The organism is Pseudomonas sp. SW-3 (assembly GCF_016615645.1).
GTDB lineage: Bacteria > Pseudomonadota > Gammaproteobacteria > Pseudomonadales > Pseudomonadaceae > Aquipseudomonas > Aquipseudomonas mandelii.
On the sequence record NZ_CP067098.1, the window covers coordinates 433,385 to 446,021 of the forward strand.

At 60.9% G+C, this 12,637-nt stretch carries 9 protein-coding genes; 3 read left to right on the forward strand and 6 right to left on the reverse strand.

The window, feature by feature from the left end; translation table 11 throughout:
• Nucleotides 1–50 precede the first annotated feature (50 nt).
• The 5 genes from hslU to JIO00_RS01980 form a co-directional block, all read right to left on the reverse strand.
• Complete coding sequence (gene hslU / locus JIO00_RS01960; protein ID WP_010464452.1) at nt 51–1,388, reverse strand: ATP-dependent protease ATPase subunit HslU; 1,338 nt, start codon at nt 1,386–1,388, stop codon at nt 51–53.
• Nucleotides 1,389–1,443: 55 nt separating this feature from the next.
• On the reverse strand, nt 1,444–1,974 hold the full coding sequence (hslV, locus tag JIO00_RS01965) for an ATP-dependent protease subunit HslV (protein WP_007899242.1): 531 nt from the start codon (nt 1,972–1,974) through the stop codon (nt 1,444–1,446).
• Nucleotides 1,975–2,206: 232 nt separating this feature from the next.
• A complete protein-coding gene (locus JIO00_RS01970) occupies nt 2,207–2,914 on the reverse strand; it encodes an SPOR domain-containing protein (RefSeq protein ID WP_010464446.1) in 708 nt (235 codons plus the stop codon).
• A 1-nt stretch (nt 2,915) separates the two neighbouring features.
• Entirely contained in the window at nt 2,916–4,652 is a 1,737-nt protein-coding gene (gene argS, locus JIO00_RS01975) for an arginine--tRNA ligase (RefSeq protein ID WP_010464443.1), read from the reverse strand.
• Between the two features lie 236 nt (nt 4,653–4,888).
• Entirely contained in the window at nt 4,889–7,108 is a 2,220-nt protein-coding gene (locus tag JIO00_RS01980) for a primosomal protein N' (protein ID WP_010464441.1), read from the reverse strand.
• Nucleotides 7,109–7,396: 288 nt separating this feature from the next.
• Here JIO00_RS01980 and rpmE point away from each other — a divergent pair, with 288 nt between their 5' ends.
• The 3 genes from rpmE to JIO00_RS01995 all read left to right on the forward strand — a co-directional run bounded on the left by rpmE (nt 7,397) and on the right by JIO00_RS01995 (nt 9,893).
• Complete coding sequence (rpmE, locus tag JIO00_RS01985; protein ID WP_010464439.1) at nt 7,397–7,627, forward strand: 50S ribosomal protein L31; 231 nt, start codon at nt 7,397–7,399, stop codon at nt 7,625–7,627.
• Nucleotides 7,628–7,641: 14 nt separating this feature from the next.
• Nucleotides 7,642–8,445, forward strand: coding sequence for a thermonuclease family protein (locus JIO00_RS01990; RefSeq protein ID WP_083375229.1), 804 nt, complete (start codon nt 7,642–7,644; stop codon nt 8,443–8,445).
• A 179-nt stretch (nt 8,446–8,624) separates the two neighbouring features.
• Nucleotides 8,625–9,893, forward strand: coding sequence for a malic enzyme-like NAD(P)-binding protein (locus tag JIO00_RS01995; protein ID WP_010464435.1), 1,269 nt, complete (start codon nt 8,625–8,627; stop codon nt 9,891–9,893).
• A gap of 257 nt (nt 9,894–10,150) precedes the next feature.
• Here the strand turns inward: JIO00_RS01995 and JIO00_RS02000 are convergent, their stop codons facing one another.
• Nucleotides 10,151–12,595, reverse strand: a complete 2,445-nt coding sequence (locus JIO00_RS02000) for a penicillin-binding protein 1A (protein WP_372241895.1) — start codon at nt 12,593–12,595, stop codon at nt 10,151–10,153.
• Between the last annotated feature and the right edge of the window lie 42 nt (nt 12,596–12,637).

The following is a 12,637-nucleotide window of genomic DNA, read 5'->3' on the forward strand; positions in this document are numbered from 1 at the left end:
CTGCAAGCTTAACTCGATAAGCTTGACGCTTGTAGCTTGCAACTTGAGGCTTACAGAATGTAGCGGGACAGGTCTTCGTTCTGTGCCAATTCGCCGAGGTGACTGTTGACGTAATCGGCGTCGATCAGGATCGCCTTGTCGTCATGGGCGCTGGCCAGGTCGCCGGCGCTGAACGACACTTCTTCGAGCAAGCGTTCGAGCAAGGTGTGCAGGCGACGGGCACCGATGTTCTCGGTCTTCTCGTTGACCTGCCAGGCGATCTCGGCAATACGCTTGATGCCGTCCGGCTGGAACTCGATGACCAGGCCTTCGGTTTTCAGCAGGGCGCAATACTGCTCGGTGAGCGACGCATGCGGCTCGCTGAGGATGCGCTCGAAATCTTCCGGCGTCAGCGCCTTCAGCTCGACACGAATCGGCAGGCGACCTTGCAGCTCCGGCACCAGGTCACTTGGCTTGCTCAGGTGGAACGCACCGGAAGCAATGAACAGGATGTGGTCGGTCTTGACCATGCCCAGCTTGGTGTTGACGGTGCAGCCTTCGATCAGTGGCAGCAAGTCACGCTGCACGCCTTCACGGGATACGTCGACGCCGCCGGAGTTACCGCGCTTGGCGACCTTGTCGATTTCATCGATGAACACGATGCCGTGCTGCTCGACCGCTTCCAGCGCCTTGGCCTTCAACTCTTCATCGTTGACCAGGCGGCTGGCTTCCTCGTCACGCACCAGTTTCAGCGCTTCCTTGACCTTGATCTTGCGGTTTTTCTTTTTGCCCTTGCCCATGTTGGCGAACAGGCTCTGCAACTGGTTGGTCATTTCTTCCATGCCCGGTGGCGCGGAGATGTCGACGCCGGCCATTTCGGCGACTTCGATTTCGATCTCCTTGTCATCCAGCTGACCTTCGCGCAAGCGCTTGCGAAACAGCTGGCGGGTGTTGGAGTCGGCTGACGGGGCGTCGTCATTGTTGAAGCCCATGCGTGCCGGTGGCAGCAAGGCGTCGAGGATGCGTTCCTCGGCGGCGTCTTCGGCGCGGTGGCGAACCTTGGTCATTTCCTGTTCGCGCAGCAGCTTGATCGCCGCGTCGGCCAGGTCACGAATGATCGATTCGACATCGCGACCGACATAGCCGACTTCGGTGAACTTGGTCGCTTCGACTTTGATGAACGGCGCGTTGGCGAGTTTGGCCAGGCGACGGGCGATCTCGGTTTTACCGACACCGGTCGGGCCGATCATCAGGATGTTCTTTGGCGTTACTTCAACGCGCAGCTCTTCGGGCAGCTGCATCCGGCGCCAGCGGTTACGCAGCGCGATGGCGACGGCGCGCTTGGCATCGTCCTGGCCGATGATGTGGCGATTGAGTTCGTGGACGATTTCACGGGGAGTCATGGACATAGTAATTGGCGGTCCTCAAGCAAAAGTGAGCCGTGGCACTAAGGCCGGAACAGGCTTACTCGGCGAGGTCCTGCTCCTCAATGGTGAAGGTGTGGTTGGTGAATACGCAAATGTCGCCGGCGATACCGAGTGCGGTTTCGACGATTTCCCGGGCCGACAGATCGGTTTTCTTCAGCAGCGCGCTGGCGGCGGCCTGGGCGTAACCGCCACCGGAACCCATGGCGATCAGGCCTTCTTCGGGTTCGACCACGTCGCCGTTGCCGGTGATGATCAGTGAAGCGTCTTTGTTCGCGACGGCGAGCATGGCTTCGAGGCGGCTGAGGGAGCGGTCAGTGCGCCATTCTTTGGCGAGTTCGACAGCGGCGCGAACCAGGTGGCCCTGATGTTTCTCAAGCTGGCCTTCAAAACGCTCGAAGAGGGTGAAGGCGTCAGCGGTGGCCCCGGCAAAACCGGCAATGACCTGGCCGTGGTACAGGCGACGAACTTTCTTCGCGTTGCCTTTCATCACGGTATTGCCGAGAGAAACCTGGCCGTCGCCGCCCATGACGACTTTGCCGTGGCGGCGAACTGAAACGATGGTGGTCAAGGGAGAGTCTCCACGCAGCGGGGCGAAAATGCCTTATGCCAACTCATATGGGGGTGGCGATGCGTTTTTCAACTGCGGGGCGGGAGAGGGGACGAGCGGTGTTGCGCGGGGAAGGGTGTGTTGGCTGTTCTGGCGCCTTCGCGGGCACGCCTCGCTCCTACAGGGAATCACGCAATCCTTGTAGGGGCGAGGCTTGCCCGCGAAGAACGATAACGCGGTGCCCCTGACGAAATCAGCGGTTCTGGCGTTGTTGTAACAACAGGTTGCTGAAGCCGGCGCCGGACAGTTGTTTCTGCGCCGTGGTCAGCTGTTCGCGATTGCTGAACGGCCCGACCAGCACTCGATACCAGGTTTCATCTTTGACTGTGCCGGATTCAACCGCCACCGCCTGGCCCAGCAGGATGATCTGCGCCCGAACCTTGTCCGCGTCAGCTTCCTTGCGGAACGAACCGGCTTGAAGGAAGAACTTGGTCACCGGAGCCGCCTTGGACACCGGTGGCGCTGGCGGCGGCGTGATCCCGGCCAGTGCCGCCTGGGCTCGCGCAGTATCAATCTTCGCTGCTTGCTCCGGCGTGACCGGCGTGGTCGGAATTGCCGGCACTTGTGGCGTCGGCAGGGTTTTCTCCGGCACGGCATCCGGCGGCACGATCACTTCCGATTCCGGCAGCAGGGTGTAGAAGTCGTACTTTGGCTTCACCGGTTGCGTCGGGCTCGGCGGGGTCTTGTTGGCCTCGGCGATCTTGGTGGCTTTCTGCTGTTCGATCTTCTCGCGCTTGACGCTCTCGCTGCCCTTGCCCGGTTCCAGTTTCATCAGGAACACAATAAACGCGCCGACCGTCAGGCCGATGGCCATCCACAGCCAACCCGGGATCGGTTGCTTTGCAGGAGCTTGGTAACGGCTGGCGCCACGCTTGGGTGCAGGTTTTTTCTTGGCAGCCAACTTACATACGCTCCAGAGTTTCCAGACCCAAGAGTTCCAGGCCTTGCTTGAGAGTGCGGCCGGTCAGCGCGGCGAGGCGCAGACGGCTTTGCATTTGCGCCGGGGTGTCGGCGCTGAGGATCGGGCAGTTCTCGTAGAAGCTGGAGAACAGGCCGGCGACATCGTACAGGTAGGTGCACAGAATGTGTGGCGTGCCTTTTTCGCACACGTTGTTCAGCACTTCGCCAAATTGCGCGAGCTTGGCTGCCAACTCGTGTTCGTGTGCTGCTTCGAGGACGATCTGGCCTTCGACTTCACTGAAGTCCTTGCCGAGTTTGCGGAATACACCGGCCACGCGGGTGTAGGCGTACAGCAGGTACGGAGCAGTGTTGCCTTCGAAGTTGAGCATCAGGTCGAAGTTGAAGCTGTAGTCGCTGGTACGGTGCTTGGACAGGTCGGCGTATTTCACTGCGCCAATGCCCACGACCCTGGCGATGTTGCGCAATTCGTTTTCGGCCAGCTCCGGGTTCTTGTCTTTCACCAGGGTGTAGGCGCGTTCCTGGGCTTCGGTCAGCAGATCGATCAGCTTCACGGTGCCGCCATCACGGGTCTTGAACGGACGGCCATCGGCGCCGTTCATGGTGCCGAAGCCCATGTGTTCCATTTCCATCGGGTGCGTCACGAAGCCGGCCTTGCGGGCGACTGCGAACACTTGCTGGAAGTGCAGCGCCTGGCGCTGATCGACGAAGTACAGCGCGCGGTCAGCCTTGAGTTTGCCGCTGCGATAACGCACGGCTGCCAGGTCAGTGGTGGCGTAGAGGTAGCCGCCATCGGCCTTGACGATGATCACCGGCAGCGGGTCGCCGTCGGCGTTCTTGAATTCGTCGAGGAACACGCACTGGGCGCCATTGCTTTCGACCAGCATGCCGGCGGCCTTGAGGTCGTTGACCACGTTGATCAGGTCGTCGTTATAGGCGCTTTCGCCCATCACGTCGGCCATGGTCAGTTTGACGTTCAGCAGTTCGTAGATTTTCTGGCAGTGCGACAGCGAGATGTCCTTGAACTTGGTCCACAGGGCCAGGCAGTCCGGGTCGCCGGCTTGCAGCTTGACCACCAGACCACGGGCGCGATCGGCGAACTCTTCGGATTCGTCGAAGCGTTGTTTGGCGGCGCGGTAGAAGTTTTCCAGGTCGGACAGTTCATCGCTGGTGATCGGGTTTTCTTGCAGATAAGCCATCAGCATGCCGAACTGGGTGCCCCAGTCGCCGACGTGGTTCTGACGGATGACGTCGTCGCCGAGGAACTCCAGAACGCGTGCCACGCCGTCGCCAATGATGGTCGAACGCAAGTGACCGACGTGCATCTCTTTGGCCAGGTTCGGGGCCGACAGGTCGACCACAGTGCGCTGCACCGGGCCAGCTTTGCGCACGCCGATGTGGTCGTCGGCGAGGGCGGCATCCAGGCGAGTGGCCAGGGCATCAGTGTTCTGGAAGAAATTCAGGAAGCCCGGGCCGGCGATTTCGGTCTTGGTGACGTTTTCATCAGCCGGCAGCGCAGCGATGATTTTCTCTGCCAGGTCACGCGGCTTCATGCCGGCCGGTTTGGCCAGCATCATCGCGATGTTGCTGGCGAAGTCGCCGTTCTTCTTGTCACGGGAGTTTTCCACCTGGATCGCCGGCGACAGGCCTTCAGGCAACACACCTTCGTTGACGAGTTGGGTGATGGCTTGTTGGATCAGCTGGCGAATGGTGTCTTTCATGGTGTTCTCTTTCGACCGCAAGCGCGGCGGCGCTTCGATGCGCTAGTGGAAAAACTGGGCATTATCCGTTGCGAAGACGGGCTTGCCAACTATAGCGGGCAGGTTATGGATATGTGGTGACAAATCGGGCCTCTTCGCGGGCCAGCCTCGCTCCTACAGTTTTTGTGTCGTTCACAGTATTGGCAAACGACTCTCCCCCTGTAGAGCGAGCCTTGCCCGCGAAGGCGATCGACCAATCAATACAAATCGACGGGATCCACATCCAGCGACCAACGCACCGCCCGCCCGCTCGGCATCTGCTCCAGCGCCAGCAACCAGCTACTCAGCAGCCGATGCAACGGCGCCCGGGCCGTGGCTTGCAACAACAACTGCGCACGATAACGCCCGGCCCGGCGCTCCATCGGAGCCGGCACCGGGCCGAGCAGCTCAATACCGGTCAGATTCTGCTCAGCCAGCAAGCGCTCGGCCTCGCTACACGCTTCATCGAGAAAACCTTCGGCCTGTCCCGGTTTATGCGCTTCGGCCCGCAGCAACGCCAAATGCGCAAACGGCGGCAATCCTGCCGAGCGGCGTTCGCTCAAGGCCTGTTCGGCAAAGGCGAAATAGCCTTGTTCGGTCAATTGCACCAGCAGAGGATGATCGGCCAGGTGCGTCTGGATAATCACCTTGCCCGGCTCTTCTGCCCGCCCGGCCCGGCCTGCCACCTGAACGATCAACTGTGCCATGCGCTCGCTGGCGCGGAAGTCGCCAGAGAACAATCCACCGTCGGCATCGAGAATCGACACCAGCGTTACCCGTGGAAAGTGGTGCCCTTTGGCGAGCATTTGCGTGCCCACCAGAATGCACGGCTGGCCTTTCTGGATGGTGGCGAATAACTGATTCATCGCGTCCTTGCGCGACGTACTGTCGCGGTCGACCCGCAGTACCGGGACGTCCGGGAACAGAATCGCCAGGCGCTCTTCTGCGCGTTCGGTGCCGGCACCCACCGGCCGTAAATCGACCTTGCCGCACTTCGGGCAATGCCGCGGCACGCGTTCCACGTAGCCGCAATGGTGGCAGCGCAATTCGCCGGAGCGCTGGTGCACGGTCATCCGCGCATCGCAGCGCTGGCACTCGGACATCCAGCCGCAGTCATGACACAGCAGCGTCGGCGCAAAGCCGCGACGATTGAGAAACACAAGGACTTGCTGACCAGCCGCCAGCGTCTGGCCGATGGCTTGCTGCATCGGCCCGGAAATACCGCTGTCCAGCGGACGGCTTTTTACATCGAGACGCAGGAATCGCGGTTGCTTGGCGCCGCCAGCCCGCTCGTTCAGGCGTAGGAGCCCATACCGACCGGTGTAGGCGTTGTGCAGGCTTTCCAGTGAAGGCGTGGCGGAGCCGAGGACAATCGGGATGTTTTCCTGCCGCGCGCGCACCAAAGCCAGATCGCGGGCGTGATAGCGCAGGCCTTCCTGCTGTTTATAGGAGCCGTCGTGCTCTTCGTCGATGATGATCAGGCCGGGATTTTTCATCGGCGTGAACAGTGCCGAACGGGTGCCGATAATGATGTCGGCGTCACCGTCCCGGGCCGCGAGCCAGGCCTCGAGGCGCTCCCGATCATTGACTGCCGAGTGAATCAGGGCGATGCGCGCATTGAAACGCTGCTCGAAGCGCGCCAGGGTTTGCGGGCCGAGGTTGATCTCCGGGATCAGCACCAGCGCCTGCTTGCCGGCTTCGAGGGTCTCGCGGATCAGCTGCAAATAGACTTCGGTCTTGCCGCTGCCGGTAACGCCGGCCAGCAGGAACGCATGATAACTGTCGAACCCGGCGCGAATCGCTTCATACGCGGCACGCTGCTCAGGGTTGAGCGGCAATTCCGGTTGCGCCAGCCAATGTTCGTGGCGGGCGCCGGGAGCGTGCTTGCGGATTTCCACCTGCACCAGATCCTTGGCCAGCAGCAGATCCAGGCTGTCCTTGCTCAGCATCAGTTTGCTCAACAACTGATGGGCCACGCCGTGAGGGTGCTGGGCCAACGTGGCCAGGGCTTCGCGCTGGCGCGGGGCACGGGCGATACGCGGATCATCCAGGCTGGCACCGGGCGCGGCGGACCAGAAGCGTTCCTGGCGCGCCTCGGCCAATTCGCCTTGGCGCAGCAACACCGGAAGCGCCCAGCTCAAGGTGTCACCGAGGCTGTGCTGGTAATACTGCGAGGTCCACAGGCACAGCTTGAACAGTGCTGGTGGTAACGGCGGGGTGGCGTCGAGCAGGGCCAGCGCCGGTTTGAGCTTTTCCACCGGGACTTCGCTGGTGTCGGTGACCTCCACCAGAATCCCGATCATCTCCCGCCGGCCAAACGGCACCCGCAGGCGCATGCCCGGTTGCAACTGGGCGCGCAGGATCCCGGCCGGGGCACGGTAATCGAACAGGCGGCGCAGCGGCGAAGGCAGGGCGAGGCGCAAAATGGCGTCGGGCACGCGGGGATCTCGATAAACGGGCAGTAAAAGAAGTCGGACGCATACTAATTGTGGGAGTGGGCTTGCTCGCGAATGCGTTGGGTCAGACACCTCATCGCTGGCTGGCAGGCCGTATTCGCGAGCAAGCCCGCTCCCACAAGGGGCACATATCAGGCAGGGAGCCTAGCAGACGGTCGGTAGAAGCGACAGCTTGCGCGATTGGCATTGTCTGGTAGAATCCGCGGCCTAATTACGTGCGGTATTCAACAATAGTGTTGAGTGGCGGCACGCTAGCTCGAGGAAGACACCATGAAAGCCGAAATCCATCCAGATTATCCAGTCATTGCTGTTACTTGCAGCTGTGGCAACAAGTTCGAAACCCGTTCGACCTTCGGCAAAGCTCTGCCGATCGACGTTTGCAACGAATGCCACCCGTTCTACACCGGTAAGCAGAAGACTCTGGATACTGGCGGTCGTGTACAGCGCTTCGCAGACCGTTTCGGCGCTTTCGGCAAGAAAGCTCCTGCTGCTGCAGAGTAAGGTTGAAAAGCCCCATGGGCTTTACCTTGCTAACGAAAAAGGCGTCCCTCGCGGGCGCCTTTTTTGTGTCCGCGATTTGGCTGTCCGGCGCCCAGGCCTTCTGCCCGGTGCCGAGCGGGCTTACACCCGTCGCGGTGCAGCGTGTGGTGGATGGCGACACTTTGCGCCTGAGCGATGGCCGCAGTGTGCGCATGATCGGCTTGAATACGCCTGAGCTGGGCAAGCAGGGCCGTTCCGACGAGCCGTTCGCCGTGGTCGCGCACAAACGCCTGGAAGCGCTGGTGGCGGCCAGCGACGGGCGCGTGGGTTTGCGTCCCGGTAAAGAGAGCAAAGATCATTACGGTCGCACGCTGGCCCATGTCTATGGCGCCAATGGCGCCAACCTCGAAGCGCAGATGCTCGCCGAGGGCCTTGGTTTTCAAGTGGCGGTCGCGCCGAATGTCGATTTGGTCAGCTGTCAGCAAGCCGCCGAACGCAGTGCCCGTCAGGCCGGCCTTGGCCTGTGGCGGCAATCCCCTGTACTGAAAGCGGAGCAGATCAACGCCTCCGGTTTCGCCGTGCTCAGTGGTCGTGTGAGCAAGGTTCAGCGCAATCGCGGCGGAGTTTGGATTGAGTTGCAGGACGCGGTTGTATTGCGCGTTGCACCCAATTTGCTCGGGCAGTTCGATGTTGCATCGCTTGAGCGGCTGAAGGGCAAGCAGATTGAGGCGCGTGGCTGGGTCGTGGATCGATCGCGTCGGGGCGGCTTGAAACCCGGGCAGGCACGCTGGCTTCTGCCGCTGACCGATCCGGCGATGCTGCAAGCGGCGCCTCGATAAAAAATTGTAGACATTTTTTATGGCGATTGTGAACAGTCTATCCCTTGTGTTCCGCGGCTCTTGGCCCAAAGTCGTAGGGCAGGGCGCTTGACAGGGGTGACCGGTCAGTCTTGTGGGGACTTTGCGACACGCGTATCCTCGGCGGTCCGTCTGTCCAACAGTAAAAGCGGAATGCCCACATGTCTGATTTGAAAACTGCCGCTCTCGAATATCATGCCCATCCTCGTCCAGGGAAGCTGAGTGTCGAGCTCACCAAGGCCACCGCTACCGCCCGCGACCTGTCGCTGGCCTACAGCCCCGGCGTAGCCGAACCAGTACGCGAAATCGCCCGCGATCCTGAACTGGCCTACAAATACACCGGCAAAGGCAACCTGGTTGCAGTCATTTCCGATGGCACCGCGATTCTCGGCCTGGGTAACCTCGGCCCATTGGCTTCCAAGCCAGTCATGGAAGGTAAGGGCGTGTTGTTCAAGCGCTTCGCCGGCATCGACGTTTTCGACATCGAAGTCGACTCCGAAAGCCCGCAAGCCTTCATCGACACCGTCAAGCGTATCTCCATCACCTTCGGTGGCATCAACCTGGAAGACATCAAGGCACCTGAGTGCTTTGAGATCGAGCGCGCTCTGATCGAGCAGTGCGACATTCCAGTGTTCCACGATGACCAGCACGGCACCGCAATCGTTACCGCGGCCGGCATGATCAACGCCCTGGAAATCGCTGGCAAAACCCTCGCTGACGCCAAGATCGTCTGCCTGGGCGCCGGTGCGGCCGCCATCTCCTGCATGAAATTGCTGGTGAGCATGGGCGCCAACATCGAAAACATCTTCATGGTTGACCGTACCGGTGTGATCCACTCCGGCCGTGACGACCTGAACCAGTACAAGGCTGTCTTCGCCCACGCGACCGACAAGCGCACCCTGGCTGACGCCCTGACCGGTGCTGACGTGTTCGTTGGCCTGTCCGGCCCGAACCTGCTGAGTGCTGAAGGCCTGAAGTCCATGGCGGCCAACCCGATCGTGTTCGCCTGCTCGAACCCGGATCCGGAAATCGCCCCGGAACTGGCGCACGCCACCCGTGACGACGTGATCATGGCGACCGGCCGTTCGGACTACCCGAACCAGGTCAACAACGTATTGGGCTTCCCGTTCATCTTCCGCGGTGCCCTGGACGTTCGCGCCAAGCGCATCAACGAAGAAATGAAAGTGGCAGCGGCCAACGCCCTGCGCGAACTGGCCAAGCTGCCGGTTCCTCAGGAAGTGTGCGACGCCTATGGCGGCATCAAGCTGGAATTCGGTCGTGAGTACATCATTCCGAAGCCAATGGATGCCCGCCTGATCACCGTGATCTCCGATGCCGTGGCCAAGGCCGCCATTGAGACCGGCGTAGCGACCCTGCCGTATCCGAAGAACTACCCGCTGAAAAGCGTGGATGACGTGTTCAACGGCTAAGCCGTTGTAGCGCTTCAACCGAAAGCCCCGGCTCATTTGAGTCGGGGCTTTTTTTTTTGTCTGTGGTTTTTGTGGTGTCTGTAAGGATCTCTTCGCGGGCAAGCCTCGCTCTTACAGGGGCAAGCGCTGGGAACTTTCCATGTCCGTAGGAGCGAGGTTTGCCCGCGGAGAGGCCCTCAAGGACAAAGCAAAACCTGCAGGCCATAAAAAGCCCCGCTCTTCTTGAGAAGGCGGGGCTTTTGCGTTGCGCTACGCGATCAGAACAGATCGATTGGCGCTGCTTCGTCCGCTGGCAGCGGGCTGCCCGGCGCATTGCCGTTACCCAGTTCATTCACCGACGGAGGCGTGTCCTCGGCCTTGAACAGCTCGAAGTACGCGCCAGGCGTGCCTGGGCTGGCCGCACGGCCGCTGACGGGGTCAACCCGCAAACTGAGAATGCCTTCCGGCTCTGGTTGAGTGTGAGGCGGCTTGTCCTTGAGCGCGGCCGCCATGTAGTTCATCCAGATCGGCAGCGCGACGGTGCCACCGAACTCGCGCTTGCCCAGGCTTTCAGGCTGATCGAACCCGGTCCAGACGGTGGTTACGTAATCGGCGTTGTAGCCGGAGAACCAGGCGTCCTTGGATTCGTTGGTGGTACCGGTCTTGCCCGCAATGTCACTGCGACCCAAGGCCAGTGCGCGGCGGCCGGTGCCGAGTTTGATCACGTCCTCAAGCATGCTGTTGAGGATGTAAGTGGTGCGACCGTCGACGATGCGTTCGGCCACGGCAGGCGTTTGCGGCGCAGCGCCGGGTGCGGCTGGAGCTTCCCCTGGAGTCGCATTGACCGTGAATGCCTGGGCGTCGGTCGGTGCGGCGATGCCGTTGGTCACTGCGGCGCCCTGAGGAACGCTCGGCGGGTTGGCGACGAACAGCGTGTCGCCATTGCGGCTTTCAATCTTGTCGATGATGTACGGGCTGATTTTGTAGCCACCGTTGGCGAAGGTGCTCCAGCCGGTGGCGATTTCCATTGGCGTAAGGGTTGCGGTGCCCAAGGCCAGGGACAGGTTGCGCGGCAGGTCCTGCTTGTTGAAGCCGAACTTGCTGATGTAGTCGATGGTGCGATCGATGCCCAGCGCCTGCACCAGACGGATCGACACCAAGTTGCGCGACTTGTACAGCCCTTCGCGCAGGCGGATCGGGCCGAGGAAGGTGTTGGTGTCGTTCTTCGGGCGCCAGACCTTGTCCAGGTATTCATCGACGAACACGATCGGCGCATCGTTCACCAGGCTGGCGGCGGTGTAGCCGTTATCCAGCGCGGCGCTGTACACGAAGGGCTTGAAGCTCGAACCCGGCTGACGCTTGGCCTGCATGGCGCGGTTGTAGTTGCTCTGCTCAAAGGCGAAACCACCGACCAGTGAGCGAATGGCGCCGTTCTGCGGATCAAGGGATACCAGCGCGCCTTGCGCTTGCGGGATCTGGCTGAACTTCAGCGAATTGTCCGGTTGGCGCTGCACGCGAATCAGGTCGCCGACCTGAGCCACGTCCGAGGGCTGCTTCGGATTGGCGCCCATGCTGTTGGTGTTCAGGAACGGACGCGCCCATTTCATGCTGTCCCAGCCGACGTGTTCTTCGCCGGTGCGGGTCAATACTTGCAGGCCAGTCTTGTCGACCTGAGTGACGATGGCGGGCTCAAGGCTGCTGATGGTCCGCTGTTTGGTCAGTTCGGTGGCCCAGGCCTCGCGAGTCTTGCCCGGCAGGCGCGACTCGGGACCGCGATAGCCGTGACGCTGATCGTAGGTCATCAAGCCTTCGTGCAGCGCGGTGTTGGCCATTTCCTGGAGATTGCTCGGCACCGTCGTGGTCACGCGAAAACCTTCGGTGTACGCATCGCTGCCATAGCGGCCGACCATTTCGGCACGGGCCATTTCAGCAATGTACGGCGCGTTCACTTCCGGCGTCGGCACGTGGTAGCTGGCGTTCAGCGGTTCGTTGATCGCAGTGGTGTAGTCGGCTTCGGTGATTTTGCCGAGCTTGTACATGCGCCCCAGGATCCAGTCGCGACGTTCCTTGCTGCGGGCCGGATTGGCCAGCGGGTTGAAGCGCGAAGGGGCTTTTGGCAGGCCGGCGATCATCGCCATCTGCGCCAGGCTGACATCACGAATCGATTTGCCGTAGTAAACCTGCGCGGCGGCTTCGATGCCATAGGCGCGGTTACCCAGGTAGATCTTGTTGACGTACAGCTCCAGGATTTCGTCCTTGGTCAGCTGCCGTTCGATCTGCAGGGCCAGGAGGATTTCGGTGGTTTTGCGCGAGAAGCTGCGTTCGCTGGTCAGGAAGAAGTTCTTCGCCACCTGCATGGTGATGGTGCTGCCGCCGGACTGGATGTGTCCGCTTTTTACCAACTGGGTTGCAGCGCGCATCAAGCTGCTGGGATCGACGCCGTAGTGGTTGGCGAAATTATCGTCTTCAGCACTTAGTAACGCATTGATGAAATTGGGGGGAATGTCGGCGAAACGGATTGGTGTGCGGCGCATCTCGCCAAATTCTGCGATCAACTTGTTGTCGCTGCTGTATACCCGCAATGGAATCTGCAACTGGATGCTTCGCAGAGCCTCCACAGATGGCAATCCCGGACTAAGGTAAAGAAACGCGCCGCTCAGACCAAGGAGCAGTCCGCAGAAAACGGCGACGATGGACCAACCGAAAAATTTCAGCAGACGAATCAAGGCTTTGGGATATCCAGGGCAAAGAATGAATTGGGCAAC